15 protein-coding genes are annotated in these 14,333 nt (G+C 55.8%); 11 read left to right on the forward strand and 4 right to left on the reverse strand.

From position 1 onward, the window contains the following. The 3 genes from kdpB to kdpF all read right to left on the reverse strand — a co-directional run. The coding region (gene kdpB / locus HP459_RS14565; protein WP_171936389.1) for a potassium-transporting ATPase subunit KdpB at positions 1 to 926 on the reverse strand (926 nt) is incomplete at its 3' end. Between the two features lie 18 nt (positions 927 to 944). Beyond that, positions 945 to 2,624 carry a potassium-transporting ATPase subunit KdpA gene (gene kdpA, locus HP459_RS14570; RefSeq protein ID WP_171936390.1) on the reverse strand — a complete coding sequence of 560 codons (1,680 nt, stop codon included), beginning with the start codon at positions 2,622 to 2,624 and terminating at the stop codon, positions 945 to 947. Continuing rightward, entirely contained in the window at positions 2,624 to 2,713 is a 90-nt protein-coding gene (gene kdpF / locus HP459_RS23530; RefSeq protein ID WP_003858638.1) for a K(+)-transporting ATPase subunit F, read from the reverse strand. Before kdpF ends, kdpA begins: the two co-directional genes overlap by 1 nt. Before the next feature lie 311 nt (positions 2,714 to 3,024). Here kdpF and HP459_RS14580 point away from each other — a divergent pair, with 311 nt between their 5' ends. The 7 genes from HP459_RS14580 (at position 3,025) to nei (ending at position 9,129) form a co-directional block, all read left to right on the forward strand. Beyond that, entirely contained in the window at positions 3,025 to 3,231 is a 207-nt protein-coding gene (locus tag HP459_RS14580) for a YbfA family protein (RefSeq protein ID WP_014069366.1), read from the forward strand. 597 nt (positions 3,232 to 3,828) lie between these two features. Next, positions 3,829 to 5,241: a deoxyribodipyrimidine photo-lyase gene (phrB, locus tag HP459_RS14585; protein ID WP_171936391.1), complete on the forward strand. Its 1,413-nt coding sequence runs from the start codon at positions 3,829 to 3,831 to the stop codon at positions 5,239 to 5,241. A 10-nt stretch (positions 5,242 to 5,251) separates the two neighbouring features. Then, positions 5,252 to 5,995: a type 2 GTP cyclohydrolase I gene (locus HP459_RS14590; RefSeq protein WP_003858635.1), complete on the forward strand. Its 744-nt coding sequence runs from the start codon at positions 5,252 to 5,254 to the stop codon at positions 5,993 to 5,995. 14 nt (positions 5,996 to 6,009) lie between these two features. Continuing rightward, the gene (pxpB, locus tag HP459_RS14595) at positions 6,010 to 6,666 is read left to right on the forward strand and encodes a 5-oxoprolinase subunit PxpB (RefSeq protein WP_022647457.1); all 657 of its coding nucleotides are present in this window, start codon (positions 6,010 to 6,012) and stop codon (positions 6,664 to 6,666) included. After that, entirely contained in the window at positions 6,660 to 7,592 is a 933-nt protein-coding gene (gene pxpC / locus HP459_RS14600) for a 5-oxoprolinase subunit PxpC (RefSeq protein ID WP_046618875.1), read from the forward strand. The genes pxpB and pxpC overlap by 7 nt, the downstream gene beginning before the upstream one ends. Continuing rightward, positions 7,579 to 8,319 carry a 5-oxoprolinase subunit PxpA gene (gene pxpA, locus HP459_RS14605; RefSeq protein WP_023305703.1) on the forward strand — a complete coding sequence of 247 codons (741 nt, stop codon included), beginning with the start codon at positions 7,579 to 7,581 and terminating at the stop codon, positions 8,317 to 8,319. The genes pxpC and pxpA overlap by 14 nt, the downstream gene beginning before the upstream one ends. 18 nt (positions 8,320 to 8,337) lie before the next feature. Beyond that, positions 8,338 to 9,129 (forward strand): endonuclease VIII, encoded by a 792-nt coding sequence (nei, locus tag HP459_RS14610; RefSeq protein WP_171936392.1) that lies wholly within the window; start codon positions 8,338 to 8,340, stop codon positions 9,127 to 9,129. Between the two features lie 84 nt (positions 9,130 to 9,213). Here the strand turns inward: nei and HP459_RS14615 are convergent, their stop codons facing one another. Then, positions 9,214 to 10,497, reverse strand: a complete 1,284-nt coding sequence (locus HP459_RS14615; protein ID WP_006809584.1) for a citrate synthase — start codon at positions 10,495 to 10,497, stop codon at positions 9,214 to 9,216. Positions 10,498 to 11,136: 639 nt separating this feature from the next. Here HP459_RS14615 and sdhC point away from each other — a divergent pair. From sdhC to HP459_RS14635, 4 genes are all read left to right on the forward strand, one after another. Continuing rightward, the gene (sdhC, locus tag HP459_RS14620; protein ID WP_026080740.1) at positions 11,137 to 11,541 is read left to right on the forward strand and encodes a succinate dehydrogenase cytochrome b556 subunit; all 405 of its coding nucleotides are present in this window, start codon (positions 11,137 to 11,139) and stop codon (positions 11,539 to 11,541) included. Then, positions 11,535 to 11,882 (forward strand): succinate dehydrogenase membrane anchor subunit, encoded by a 348-nt coding sequence (gene sdhD, locus HP459_RS14625; RefSeq protein ID WP_003858621.1) that lies wholly within the window; start codon positions 11,535 to 11,537, stop codon positions 11,880 to 11,882. Before sdhC ends, sdhD begins: the two co-directional genes overlap by 7 nt. After that, entirely contained in the window at positions 11,882 to 13,648 is a 1,767-nt protein-coding gene (sdhA, locus tag HP459_RS14630; protein ID WP_003858619.1) for a succinate dehydrogenase flavoprotein subunit, read from the forward strand. Before sdhD ends, sdhA begins: the two co-directional genes overlap by 1 nt. Positions 13,649 to 13,663: 15 nt before the next feature. After that, on the forward strand, positions 13,664 to 14,333 hold a 670-nt coding region (locus HP459_RS14635; RefSeq protein ID WP_171936393.1), incomplete at its 3' end, for a succinate dehydrogenase iron-sulfur subunit.

Consider the following 14,333-nt stretch of genomic DNA (forward strand, 5'->3'; position numbering starts at 1 on the left):
GTTTTATCCAGCAGCAGTACGTCTACGTCACCCGCCGCTTCAACGGCGCGTCCGCTGGTGGCGATGACGTTCGCGCCCAGCATACGGCTCATCCCCGCCACGCCAATCGCGGAAAGCAGGCCGCCGATAGTGGTGGGGATCAGACAGACCAGCAGGGCGATCAGTACGGTGATGCTGACCGCTGTACCGCCGTAGGCGGAGAAGGGCCACAGGGTCGCCGTTGCCAGCAGGAACACAATGGTGAGCGCCACCAGCAGAATGGTCAGGGCGATCTCGTTCGGCGTTTTACGACGCTGTGCGCCTTCCACCATGGCGATCATCCGGTCGAGAAAGGTTTCGCCCGGGTTAACGCTGCACTGGATCACCAGCCAGTCGGAAAGAATGCGCGTTCCGCCGGTAACTGAGGCGAAATCTCCGCCCGACTCACGGATCACGGGCGCGGATTCCCCGGTAATAGCGCTTTCGTCTACCGACGCGCCGCCCTCAATTACCTCCCCGTCGCAGGGGATGATGTCCCCGGCTTCCACCAGCACCACGTCACCTTTGCGCAGTTCATCCGCCGGAACGTGGTCCATCTGCGCGCCGTATTTAGGTTCGCGTAATTTGCGCGCAAAGGCGGTTTTTTTGACCCCTTTCAGACTGTTGGCCTGCGCCTTACTGCGGCCTTCCGCCAGCGCTTCGGCAAAGTTGGCGAACAGCACGGTAAACCACAGCCACAGGCTGATGGCGCCGGTAAAGGTTGCATTTCCTGAAAGGTGTCCCGTTCCCATGGCAATCGCCAGTGCGGTGGTGAGTAAACTTCCAGTCCAGACAATAAACATCACCGGGTTGTGCCACTGCACTCGCGGGCTCAGTTTTTTTACCGCATCCATGAGGGCCTGACGAACTAACGTCGGTTCGAGCAGGGCCAGTTGTTTACGACTCATGACAAATTCTCCGCAAAATCAGCGTAAAGAGAGATATTCCGCAACCGGGCCTAACGCGAGGGCGGGGATAAAGGTCAAGGCACCTACCAGCAGAACGGTGCCAATCAGCAGGCCGACGAACAGCGCGCCGTGAGTCGGCAACGTACCGGTAGTGGTCGGCTGGATCTTCTTATTCACCACTGTTCCGGCGATCGCCATGACGGGAATAATCACGCCGAAACGACCGAAGAACATGCAGAACGCCAGCAGACAGTTCCAGAACGGTGAGTTGGCACTTAACCCTGCAAAGGCGCTGCCGTTGTTGTTTGCGGCAGACGAAACGGCGTAAAGCACTTCGCTAAAGCCGTGAATGCCCGGGTTAAAGATGCCGCTGCGCCCGGCGTCGGTCATCAGCGCCAGCGCGGTACCGAGCAGCACAAGGGCGGGGGTGACCAGGATCGCCAGCGCGGTTAATTTCATTTCGCGGACGTCGATTTTTTTGCCGAGATACTCCGGCGTGCGGCCGATCATCAGCCCGGCGATAAACACGGCGAGCAGAACGAACAACAGCATGCCGTACAGCCCCGAACCGACTCCACCGAAGACCACCTCGCCAATCTGCATCAGCCACATCGGGATCATGCCGCCGAGCGCGGTGAAAGAGTCATGCATGGCGTTCACCGCCCCGCAGGAGGCCGCCGTGGTGACCACCGCATAGAGGCTGCTGGCAAGAATGCCGAAGCGGCTCTCTTTGCCTTCCAGGTTGATATTGCTGTTAGCCCCCAGCTGCATGAAGTGGCTGTTGCCGCTCCATTCGGCCCACATTACCAGTGCAACGCAGACCACGAAGATTAACGACATCGCCCACAGCAGCGTACGGCCCTGGCGGCGATCGTTAACCACATCGCCAAAGGCGAAGCAGAGCGCAGCGGGGATCAGGAAGATCGCCAGCATCTGTACAAAATTGGTTAATGCCGTTGGGTTTTCAAAAGGATGTGATGAGTTGGCGTTGAAGAAGCCGCCGCCGTTGGTGCCCAGCATCTTGATCGCTTCCTGCGACGCCACTGGCCCCATAGGCAGGAGTTCCCTGGCCCCTTCAAGCGAGGTGTAAGGGGTATAAGGCAGCAGGTTTTGCAGAGTGCCTTGCTGAATAAAGAACAGGGCAATAATCAGCGCAACAGGCACCAGGATCCAAAGGGTGATGCGCGTAACATCAACCCAGGCGTTGCCGAGGGTGCTGACATTCTGACGGGCAAACGCGCGCGTCAGGGCGAAGATCACCGCGATACCGCTGGCCGCAGAAAGAAAGTTTTGCACGGTTAACCCGGCCATCTGGCTGAAGTAGCTGAGCGTGGTTTCACCGGCGTAAGACTGCCAGTTGGTGTTGGTGACAAAGCTGACCGCCGTGTTCAGCGCCAGATGCCAGGATAAACCCGGTAACTGCTGCGGGTTCAACGGCAGACTGCCCTGGAGCATCAGCAGCGTAAAGAGGGCAATAAGCCCCAGGATATTCAGAAGCAGTATCGCCATCAGGTACTGGCGCCAGTTCATTTCCCGGTCGCTGATACCTGAAATGCGCCAGAGCACGTTTTCAATATTTCGCGTGCCCGGCAATGGCACGTTGTTTATCAGCCGCGCCAGCACTGTTCCCAGCGGCCTGGCGAGCACAAACAGCAGCAGTAAAAAGCTGGCAATAAGCAAAAACGCCTGAGCAGCCATCAGAATGCCTCCGCATTAATCAGGGCATAAATCAGATAACCCAATAACAGGAACACCAGCACGATGCCGGCAATCAGACCTGCACTCACACTCCACCTCCGGGTGACTTTTGTTGTTGTGCTAACGGTAGGATTTACGGCGCAAAGATTTCGCAAAAATCAGAAGGGCAGGTGTAAAAAAAGTATAAAAAAGGGAAAAGACCACAATTTAACTATTGGTAAGTAAACTGTTAACTTTTTTGTAACTTAATTACAGGCGGGAATGTAAATATTCACGAAATGGATGAAAATAAGTGGTCGGATGAGTAGTAAAATTACAAACAAAGCGGTATTATTTTAACCAGGTCACAGATTTCACATTTTCCGGAGAAGGTTTCCGGCCAACTACAGGGGAGAAAAATATGGATCTTTATAAAGAGTATCCGGCTCATATCGTGTTCATGCGTCGCACTTTCGCCGTAGTGGCTGGCGTGCTGGCCCTGCCGGTGATGCTGTTCTGGAAAGATCGCGCACGTTTTTACAGCTATCTGCACCGCGTCTGGGCGAAAACCAGCGAAAAGCCGGTGTGGATGGATCAGGCCGAGAAAGCAACCTGCGATTTCTACTGATACGGTGTGACATCGTAGCTATAAAAAAACCGCCTACAGCAAAGTGGCGGTTTTTTTGTCCCTCGGGATTCGCGGTCCGTTGGGTAATCTTGCAGCCCCTACCCGGGATTTTTATCATACCCTTCTTTAAAAAGTTCGCAATCCGCTTCACCTTTATAAATTCCTAATTTTACTGAAATAACTTACTTTTGGCGTTGGTGTTAATTATGATGCCACGTCCCTTTCCGCCATCTCGCAAATGGGCATCGGTCCTGGGAAAGGTGTATCCATAGCCGTAAAGCAGCCCGCCTACCCGGGCTTGTGTCCACCGATTTATCACCGGTGGTGATAGGTGGAGCGGTTAGCAGCAGGGACCGCATAGTGAAACGCTATTTATGCATCGCGTTCAATGTCGCCAGCGCACTCGTTGTAAAGAGTGATAAACCGGATGTGTTTATTGCCTTTACCCTGATAGCGCAGGACAAGTAGCGTTAAGGCCGCCTCGGGCGGCCTTTTTTATTTCATCCCGTCTACACTTCATGGCAAAGTAGTTCAATGCATGCTTTTTCCTTTTACGGCATGCCCTTACGGACATAATGGACAATTGCCTGGAGTTTTATGCCCACCCATCTGGTTTGGTTTCGCGCGGATTTACGCATTCACGACAACTTCGCTCTCGCGGCCGCCTGCCGCGCTAAAGACGCGAATGTGCTGGCCCTGTTTATCGCCACGCCTGAACAGTGGCAGCAGCATGACATGGCGCCCCGGCAAGCGGCATTACTCAGCGCGTATCTGAATGACCTGCAACATTCACTGGCCGAAAAAGGCATTCCGCTGATCTATAAAGAGGCCCATGATTTTGCCGCACAGCTTGAGATGGTGCAGGCAATCTGTAAGCAGCACGCGGTAACGCGTCTTTTTTACAACTACCAGTATGAATTTAACGAGCAGCAGCGGGATCGTCAGCTGGAGAAAAACCTTACGGGCGTGGTCTGTGAAGGCTTTGATGACAGCGTGATGCTCGCACCGGGCAGCGTGATGACCGGCAGTCACGAAATGTATAAAGTTTTCACGCCATTTAAAAATGCTTTTATCAAACGCCTGAAAGAGGGGCTGCCAGAATGCGTTCCCGCCCCGGCCATAAGAGGGGAAACGATAACGGATCTGCAGGACATCAGGCTGAATTATCCCCAGCAGTCGTTTGATGAAACGGTATTCCCCGCCAGCGAGAAAGCGGCTATCGCCCGGTTGCGTCAGTTCTGCGCGCAGGGGGCGGCGGATTACGAGGCGCGGCGGGATTTTCCAGCGATTGAAGGCACCAGCCGCCTGTCGGCCTGTTTAGCGCTGGGCGCGCTCTCCCCGCGCCAGTGTTTACATCGGCTACTGGCGGAACAGCCTCAGGCGGTAGACGGGGGGGCGGGCGCAGTGTGGCTGAACGAACTGATCTGGCGTGAGTTTTATCGCCATCTGATGACGTATCATCCTGATTTATGTAAACATCGCCCCTTCATTCGTTGGACCGATAAGGTACAGTGGCAGTCGAATGATAAGCTGCTGAAGGCATGGCAGCGTGGGCTCACCGGCTTCCCGATTGTTGATGCGGCTATGCGGCAGCTCAATGAAACCGGGTGGATGCATAACCGTCTGCGTATGATTACCGCCAGCTTCCTGGTAAAGGATCTGCTTATCGACTGGCGAACCGGAGAGCGTTATTTTATCTCTCAGCTGATCGATGGCGATCTGGCGGCAAATAACGGCGGCTGGCAGTGGGCGGCCTCCACCGGCACGGATGCGGCTCCCTATTTTCGGATCTTTAATCCGACCACGCAGGGACAACGATTTGACGTCGACGGCGAGTTTATCCGTCGCTGGCTGCCTGAACTTAAGGATGTCCCCGCCAAAGCCATTCATGAACCCTGGGCATGGGCGGATAAACAGCGTGTTACCCTGAACTATCCCCGTCCCATTGTTGACCATAAACAGGCGCGCGTCGCCACGCTGGCGGCGTACGAAACCGCCCGAAAAGTTTGAGAGAATGATGATGAAAAACAGTGAACTGGAACGCCTGATTAACGAAAAACTCAACACCGCCTCGTTTAGCGACTACGGTCCGAATGGCTTGCAGGTGGAGGGTCGCGAGACGGTGCAAAAAATCATCACCGGCGTAACGGCAAGCCAGGCGCTGCTGGATGAGGCTGTGCGTCAGGAAGCCGACGCGGTGATAGTCCATCACGGTTATTTCTGGAAAAACGAATCACCGATTATTCGCGGCATGAAGCGCAACCGTCTCAAAACGCTGCTGGCGAATGACATCAACCTGTACGGCTATCACCTGCCGCTCGATGCGCATCCTGAACTGGGGAATAACGTTCAGCTTGCGCAGCTGCTGGGGATTACCGTGATGGGCGAAATTGAACCCCTGGTGCCGTGGGGTGAACTGTCGATGCCGGTTCCGGGTCTGGAGCTGGCATCGTGGATCGAAGCACGCCTGGGGCGTCGTCCGCTGTGGTGCGGCGACACCGGGCCGGATACCGTGAAGCGCGTGGCATGGTGCACCGGCGGCGGCCAGGGCTTTATTGATAGCGCGGCGCGTTTCGGTGTCGACGCCTTCATTACCGGCGAGGTTTCCGAGCAGACCATTCACTCTGCCCGTGAACAAGGCCTGCATTTTTACGCGGCAGGCCATCACGCTACCGAGCGTGGCGGCATCCGCGCCCTCAGCGAGTGGCTGACGGAAAATACCGATCTGGATGTGACGTTTATTGATATCCCTAATCCGGCCTGATGAGAGGTAGTTAAGTGCAGCGAGCGCGTTGTTATCTTCTGGGTGAGACCGCAGTGGTTCTGGAACTTGAGCCTCCGGTGACGCTTGCCACGCAAAAGCGTATCTGGCGTCTGGCTCAACGACTGCCCGAGCTACCTGGCGTGGTTGAAGCTATTCCGGGTATGAATAATATCACCGTGGTGCTGCGTGATCCGCACACGGGGGCGCTGGATGCCATTGAGCGCCTGCAACGCTGGTGGGAGGAGAGCGAGGCGCTGGAGCCGGAATCGCGGACGATTGAGATCCCGGTTGTCTATGGCGGCAAGGGAGGCCCCGACCTTGGCGTGGTGGCCGAACACTGTGGATTAACGGAGAAGCAGGTTGTGGAGCTGCATAGCTCAGTCGACTATGTTGTCTGGTTTTTGGGATTTCAGCCGGGTTTCCCCTATCTGGGCGGGTTATCGCCCCAGTTGCATACGCCGCGCCGGGCTGAGCCGCGCCTGAGCGTACCGGCGGGCAGCGTGGCGATTGGTGGCGAGCAAACGGGAATTTATCCACTCGCCTCGCCGGGAGGCTGGCAGCTTATCGGGCACACGTCCACGCCGTTATTTGAACCAGGCCAGGACGCGCCCATACTCCTGCGTCCGGGGGATACCCTGCGCTTTATCCCGCAAAAGGAGGGGATATGTTAACGCTTATTCGCGCAGGGCTTTACACCTCGGTACAGGATGCCGGGCGTTTTGGGCTGCGTCAGTCGGGCGTGAGCTACTGCGGTGCGCTTGATCGTCCCTCGCTGGAGATTGCCAACCTGCTGGTAGGCAACGCCGGCAGCACGGCGGCGTTAGAAATTACGCTGGGTCAGTGCGTGATTGAGTTTGGTCACGAAACCTGGTTTGCCTTAACCGGCGCGGGCTGTGACGCGACGCTGGACGGCAAAGCGGTGTGGACCGGCTGGCGCCTGCGGGCGAAAGCCGGACAGCGTCTGACGCTCAAGCGTCCTCTGCACGGCGTGCGCAGCTATCTTGCGGTGGCGGGAGGTATCGACGTGCCGGAGGTGCTGGGCTCATCCAGCACCGACCAGAAAGCGGGAATGGGCGGACATGAAGGACGGCTGCTGCGCGACGGCGATCGCCTGGCGATTAAGCCATCAGCGCGCCATTTCACCACCACGCAGGGCGTGAAGCAGCTCTTGTGGGGGAACCTGATCCGCGCCCTGCCGGGGCCGGAATATCATGAGTTCGATGAGGCCTCAAAAGAGTCTTTCTGGCGCTCGCCATGGAAGATCAGCCCGCAGAGTAACCGCATGGGTTACCGGCTTCAGGGCCAGCCGCTGACCCGCACGACTGACCGGGAGCTGCTTTCCCATGGTCTGTTGCCGGGGGTGATTCAGGTGCCGGGCAACGGCCAGCCTATCGTACTGATGAACGATGCGCAAACCACGGGAGGATATCCGCGTATTGCCTGCATTATTGAAGCGGATCGCTACCATCTGGCGCAAATTCCTCTCGGTCAGCCAATTCATTTTGTGCAGTGTTCGCTGGAGGAGGCGCTGAAAGCCCGTCAGGATCAGCAGCGTTATCTCGAACAGCTGGCGTGGAGGCTCGATGGTAAAGATTGATTTAAACGCCGATCTGGGGGAGGGCAGCAGCGCCGATGCGGCGCTGATGACGCTGGTCTCCTCGGTGAACATCGCCTGTGGGTTTCATGCCGGCGATGCGCAGACCATGCTGGCGAGCGTGCGCAATGCCATGAAAAACGGCGTGGCGATAGGCGCTCACCCCAGCTTTCCGGACCGGGAAAACTTTGGTCGCACGGCGATGGATCTGCCGCCTGAGACGGTTTACGCGCAAATGCTCTACCAGATCGGTGCCCTGGAGGCGATAGTGCGCGCTGAGAAGGGCGTGTTGCGTCACGTCAAGCCGCACGGCATGCTCTATAACCAGGCGGCGAAAGATCCGGCGCTGGCAGACGCCATTGCTCGCGCGGTACGGGACTGCAATCCGCGTCTGGTGCTGGTGGGCCTGGCGGGCAGCGAGCTTATCCGTGCCGGCGAACGGCTGGGGCTGATTACGCGGCAGGAAGTGTTTGCCGATCGGGGATACCTGCCGGACGGTAGCCTGGTTCCGCGTACGCAGGCCGGTGCGCTGATCACCGACGAAGGTAAAGCGCTGGCGCAGACGCTGGAGATGGTGCGCTTCGGGCGAGTAACCTCAACGGAGGGTACAACGGCAAACGTTCAGGCTGATACGGTATGCTTACACGGTGACGGCGAGCATGCGCTCCAGTTTGCGCGACGCCTGCGGGCGGCGTTCTCGGAAGAGGGCATTGTTGTCAGCGCAGAATAATCATGAAAGGACAATAACATGCCAGAAGGTCCGGAGATCCGCCGCGCGGCGGATAGCCTGGAGGCGGCGATAAAGGGCAAACCTCTGACACACGTCTGGTTTGCCTTTCCTCAACTCAAACCGTTTGAATCGCAGCTGGTGGGACAGACGGTGACCCACATTGAAACGCGCGGCAAAGCGTTACTCACCCACTTTTCCCATAACCTGACGTTATATAGCCACAATCAGCTTTACGGCGTCTGGCGGGTGGTAAAGGCGGACGAGCAGCCGCAAACGACCCGCGTGCTGCGCGTGCGGCTACAAACGGCGGATAAGGCGATCCTGCTCTACAGCGCTTCTGATATCGAAATGTTAACGCCGGAGCAGTTGCTCACGCACCCGTTCTTACAGCGGGTTGGGCCGGACGTGCTGGATATGCGCCTGACGGCAAGCGATGTGAAAGCCCGGCTGTTATCGCCCACATTCCGCAACCGGCAGTTTTCCGGGCTGTTGCTCGATCAGGCATTTCTGGCGGGGCTGGGAAACTACCTGCGGGTGGAGATCCTCTGGGAAGTCGGGCTGGCGCCGCAGCACAAAGCGTCGCAGCTAAGCGATGAACAGCTGGAGGCGCTGTCGTACGCGTTACTGGATATTCCACGGCTGTCGTACAACACGCGTGGCGTGGTGGATGAGAACAAGCATCACGGAGCGTTGTTTCGCTTCAAGGTGTTTCATCGGGCGGGTAAAAAGTGTGAGCGGTGTGGCGGGGTGATTGAGAAGGCGACGATCTCTTCCAGACCGTTTTACTGGTGTCCTGGGTGCCAGATGTAAAAAAGCCGGGTGGCGGCTACGCCTTACCCGGCCTACATCTCGCACTTGTAGGCCCGGCAAGCGAAGCGCCGCCGGGCGTGTTTTTTAGCGCTTAATATCAGACTTAAAGTCACGCTGCTCGTAGCCGGTATACAGCTGACGAGGACGGGCGATTTTCATGCCTTCGCTGTGCATTTCGTTCCAGTGCGCAATCCAGCCCACGGTACGCGCCATGGCGAAGATCACGGTGAACATGGAAGACGGAATACCCATCGCTTTCAGGATGATACCGGAGTAGAAATCGACGTTCGGGTAGAGTTTCTTCTCGATGAAGTACGGGTCGTTCAGCGCGATGTGTTCCAGCTCCATCGCCACTTCCAGCAGATCATCTTTGGTGCCCAGCTCTTTCAGCACTTCGTGGCAGGTCTCACGCATGACGGTCGCCCGCGGGTCGTAGTTTTTGTAAACACGGTGACCGAAGCCCATCAGACGGAAGGAGTCATTCTTGTCTTTCGCGCGGCGCACGAACTCAGGAATGTGCTCAACGGAGCTGATCTCTTCCAGCATCTTCAGTGCTGCTTCGTTCGCGCCGCCGTGCGCCGGTCCCCACAGGGAGGCGATACCCGCAGCGATACAGGCGAACGGGTTCGCGCCGGAAGAGCCCGCGGTACGGACGGTAGAGGTCGAGGCGTTCTGTTCGTGGTCAGCGTGCAGGATCAGAATACGGTCCATCGCGCGTTCCAGCACCGGGTTCACTTCGTACTCTTCACACGGCGTGGAGAACATCATGCGCAGGAAGTTACCTGCGTAGGAGAGGTCGTTGCGTGGATACACAAACGGCTGACCGATAGAGTATTTGTAACACATCGCCGCCATAGTAGGCATTTTGGACAGCAGACGGAACGCCGCGATATCACGGTGACGTGGGTTATTCACGTCCAGAGAATCGTGGTAGAACGCCGCCAGCGCACCGGTAATACCGCACATGACCGCCATCGGATGAGAGTCACGACGGAACGCATGGAACAGACGGGTAATCTGCTCATGGATCATGGTGTGACGGGTCACGGTGGTTTTAAATTCATCGTACTGGGCCTGCGTCGGTTTTTCGCCGTTCAGCAGGATGTAGCACACTTCCAGATAGTTGGATTCGGTGGCTAACTGATCGATGGGGAAGCCGCGATGGAGCAGGATACCTTCGTCACCGTCAATGTAGGTGATTTTGGATTCGCAAGATGCGGTGGAGGTGAATCCAGGGTCAAAGGTGAATACCCCTTTGGAACCCAGCGTACGGATATCAATAACATCCTGACCGAGCGTGCCTTTTAGCACATCCAGTTCAATAGCATCATCACCATTTAGGGTGAGTTTTGCCTTTGTATCAGCCATTTACGGTCTCCTTAGCGCCTTATGCTTAAGACTGCGCTTTACCGGATTTGCTTTCAGCTGTTAATCATCGTTACCAGATTGTTATTTGGCTTACCGCTCAGCTCACGAGGAGAAACCAGGGTACAGAGCTATGGCGCCTTGCAGGTAAACGAATGAAATATCAGTGAAACAACAGCAAATCAGCGTTTTTGCAGTCCGAATTATTCAAACCTGTATATCACTAATAACTGTCCTGATAACTTCGGTCAATACCATCACACTGTTACATAACTATTTGTCAGGTGAAAGAGAGACCTCATAACTTTTGCGCATTATATGCCTTTTCTGATGACGTTTGTAACAATATTGTTTAACATTTGTCAAATCAGATGATTAAAAATTAAAAAGATGTTGTTATCGTGACCCCGATCACTGTTCCAGAGAAAACCCAACAAACTGTATGTAGGTTAATTGTAATGATTTTGTGAACGGCCTATACTGCCGCCAGGTCTCCGGAACACCCTGCAATCCCGAGCCACCCAGCGTTGTAACGTGTCGTTTTAGCATTTGGAAGCAATGTTTTGCATGACGCGCAGTTATAGAAAAGGAACGCTGTCTGACCCGCATCGCAGTCCGGAGGAAGGAAACAATAAGAACAGCATGTGGGCGTTATTCATGATAAGAAATGTGAAAAAACAAAGACCTGTCAATCTGGATCTCAAAACGATCCGATTCCCTGTAACAGCAATAGCGTCCATTCTGCACCGTGTTTCTGGTGTGATTACGTTTGTGGCGGTTGGTATCTTGCTGTGGTTACTGGGAACCAGCCTCTCATCTCCTGAAGGATTCCTCCAGGCCTCAGCCATCATGAACAGCTTCTTCGTGAAATTTATCATGTGGGGCATTCTGACCGCGCTGGCCTATCACGTGGTTGGCGGCGTTCGACATATGCTGATGGACTTTGGCTACCTGGAAGAGACGTTCGAGGCCGGTAAACGTACCGCTAACATTTCATTTGTGATCACTGTCGTGCTTTCACTTCTCGCAGGAGTTCTCGTATGGTAAGCAACGCCTCCGCATTAGGACGCAACGGCGTACATGACTTCATCCTGGTCCGCGCTACCGCCATCGTCCTCACGCTCTACATCATCTATATGATCGGTTTCTTCGCCACTAGCGGCACACTGACGTGGGAAATCTGGAGTGGTTTCTTCGGATCGGCCTTCACCAAAGTGTTCACCCTGCTGGCCCTGTTCTCCATCCTTATTCATGCCTGGATTGGCATGTGGCAGGTGTTGACCGATTACGTTAAACCGCTGGCGATTCGCCTTCCGCTGCAACTGATTATTGTTGTTGCTCTGCTGGTTTACGTCATTTATGGATTTGTTGTGGTGTGGGGTGTGTAATGAAACTGCCAGTCAGAGAATTTGATGCTGTTGTGATTGGTGCGGGTGGCGCAGGTATGCGTGCCGCACTGCAAATTTCCCAGAGCGGCCAGACCTGTGCGCTGCTCTCTAAAGTATTCCCGACCCGTTCCCACACTGTGTCTGCGCAGGGCGGTATCACCGTTGCGCTGGGTAATTCCCATGAAGATAACTGGGAATGGCACATGTACGATACGGTAAAAGGTTCCGACTACATCGGCGACCAGGATGCCATCGAATATATGTGTAAAACCGGCCCGGAAGCGATTCTGGAGCTGGACCACATGGGTCTGCCGTTCTCCCGTCTGGAAAATGGCACCATCTATCAGCGTCCGTTTGGCGGCCAGTCGAAAAACTTCGGCGGCGAACAGGCGGCACGTACCGCAGCAGCGGCTGACCGTACCGGTCACGCTTTGCTGCATACCCTTTATCAGCAAAACCTGAAAAACCACACCACCATCTTCTCCGAGTGGTATGCGTTGGATCTGGTGAAAAACGCCGATGGCGCGGTGGTGGGTTGTACCGCACTGTGCATTGAAACCGGTGAAGTGGTCTATTTCAAAGCGCGCGCAACCGTGCTGGCCACCGGCGGCGCAGGCCGTATCTATCAGTCCACTACCAACGCCCACATCAACACCGGTGACGGCGTTGGGATGGCTATCCGCGCTGGCGTGCCGGTGCAGGACATGGAGATGTGGCAGTTCCACCCAACCGGTATCGCCGGTGCGGGCGTGCTGGTGACAGAAGGCTGCCGTGGTGAAGGTGGCTATCTGCTGAACAAACATGGCGAGCGCTTTATGGAGCGTTATGCCCCGAATGCGAAAGACCTGGCGGGTCGTGACGTGGTGGCGCGTTCCATCATGATCGAAATCCGTGAAGGCCGCGGCTGCGACGGCCCTTGGGGCCCGCACGCGAAGCTGAAACTCGACCATCTGGGTAAAGAAGTGCTGGAATCCCGTCTGCCGGGCATTCTGGAACTGTCCCGCACCTTCGCCCACGTCGACCCGGTAAAAGAGCCGATTCCGGTTATCCCAACCTGTCACTACATGATGGGCGGTATTCCGACCAAAGTGACCGGTCAGGCGCTGACCGTGAACGAGCAGGGTGAAGACGTGGTCATCCCTGGTCTGTTCGCGGTAGGCGAAATTGCCTGCGTATCCGTGCACGGCGCAAACCGTCTGGGCGGCAACTCCCTGCTGGACCTGGTGGTATTTGGCCGTGCGGTGGGGCTGCATCTCCAGGAATCTATTGCCGAGCAGGGCGCGTTGCGTGATGCGACCGACGACGAAATTGATGCCTCTCTTGAGCGCCTCAACCGCTGGAACGGCAACCGTAACGGCGAAGATCCGGTGGAAATCCGTAAAGCGCTGCAAGAGTGTATGCAGCACAACTTCTCGGTATTCCGTGAAGGTGACGCGATGGCCAAAGGGCTGGAGCAGCTGAAAGCGATCCGCGAGCGTCTGAAGAATGCCCGTCTGGACGATACCTCGAGCGAGTTCAACACCCAGCGCGTTGAGTGCCTGGAGCTGGATAACCTGATGGAAACCGCGTTCGCGACCGCGATGTCGGCAAACTTCCGTACCGAAAGCCGTGGCGCCCATAGCCGCTTCGACTTCCCGGATCGTGATGACGAAAACTGGCTGTGCCATTCCCTGTATCTGCCAGAGTCGGAAACCATGACGCGTCGTAGCGTTAACATGGAACCGAAACTGCGTCCGGCGTTCCCGCCGAAGATTCGTACTTACTAATGCGGAGACAGGATAATGAAACTCGAATTCTCAGTTTATCGTTATAACCCGGATGTAGACGATGCTCCGCGTATGCAGGATTACACCCTCGAAGCGGAAGAAGGTCGTGACATGATGCTGCTGGATGCTTTAATCCAGCTGAAAGAAAAAGATCCTACGCTGTCGTTCCGCCGCTCCTGCCGTGAAGGGGTATGTGGCTCTGACGGTGTAAACATGAACGGCAAAAACGGTCTGGCCTGTATCACGCCAATTTCAGCGCTACAGCGTGCAGGCCAGAAAATTGTCATCCGTCCTCTGCCTGGCCTGCCGGTCGTGCGTGATTTGGTGGTGGACATGGGGCAATTCTATGCACAATATGAGAAGATTAAGCCTTACTTATTGAATAATGGGCAAAATCCACCCGCTCGCGAGCACTTACAGTCGCCTGAGCAGCGTGAAAAACTCGATGGGTTGTACGAGTGTATTCTCTGTGCATGCTGTTCAACGTCATGCCCGTCATTCTGGTGGAACCCGGATAAATTTATCGGCCCTGCGGGTCTGCTGGCTGCCTATCGCTTCCTGATCGACAGCCGCGATACCGAAACCGAGAATCGTCTGGAAGGGTTAAGTGACGCTTTCAGCGTATTCCGCTGCCATAGCATCATGAACTGCGTCAGTGTGTGTCCTAAGGGGCTGAACCCGACGC

The sequence above is a fragment of the Enterobacter sp. CM29 genome (genome assembly GCF_013179605.1).
In the GTDB taxonomy this organism is placed as follows: Bacteria; Pseudomonadota; Gammaproteobacteria; order Enterobacterales; family Enterobacteriaceae; genus Enterobacter; species Enterobacter intestinihominis.

Excerpts from the sequence above, each read along its gene's own strand:
- HP459_RS14615 (WP_006809584.1), bottom strand. The coding sequence starts at position 10,497 with ATGGCTGATACAAAGGCAAAACTCACCCTAAATGGTGATGATGCTATT.
- pxpA (WP_023305703.1), top strand. The coding sequence starts at position 7,579 with ATGGTAAAGATTGATTTAAACGCCGATCTGGGGGAGGGCAGCAGCGCC.
- kdpA (WP_171936390.1), bottom strand. The coding sequence starts at position 2,624 with ATGGCTGCTCAGGCGTTTTTGCTTATTGCCAGCTTTTTACTGCTGCTG.
- sdhD (WP_003858621.1), top strand. The coding sequence starts at position 11,535 with ATGGTAAGCAACGCCTCCGCATTAGGACGCAACGGCGTACATGACTTC.
- nei (WP_171936392.1), top strand. The coding sequence starts at position 8,338 with ATGCCAGAAGGTCCGGAGATCCGCCGCGCGGCGGATAGCCTGGAGGCG.
- HP459_RS14580 (WP_014069366.1), top strand. The coding sequence starts at position 3,025 with ATGGATCTTTATAAAGAGTATCCGGCTCATATCGTGTTCATGCGTCGC.
- sdhA (WP_003858619.1), top strand. The coding sequence starts at position 11,882 with ATGAAACTGCCAGTCAGAGAATTTGATGCTGTTGTGATTGGTGCGGGT.
- sdhC (WP_026080740.1), top strand. The coding sequence starts at position 11,137 with ATGTGGGCGTTATTCATGATAAGAAATGTGAAAAAACAAAGACCTGTC.
- HP459_RS14590 (WP_003858635.1), top strand. The coding sequence starts at position 5,252 with ATGAAAAACAGTGAACTGGAACGCCTGATTAACGAAAAACTCAACACC.
- phrB (WP_171936391.1), top strand. The coding sequence starts at position 3,829 with ATGCCCACCCATCTGGTTTGGTTTCGCGCGGATTTACGCATTCACGAC.
- pxpC (WP_046618875.1), top strand. The coding sequence starts at position 6,660 with ATGTTAACGCTTATTCGCGCAGGGCTTTACACCTCGGTACAGGATGCC.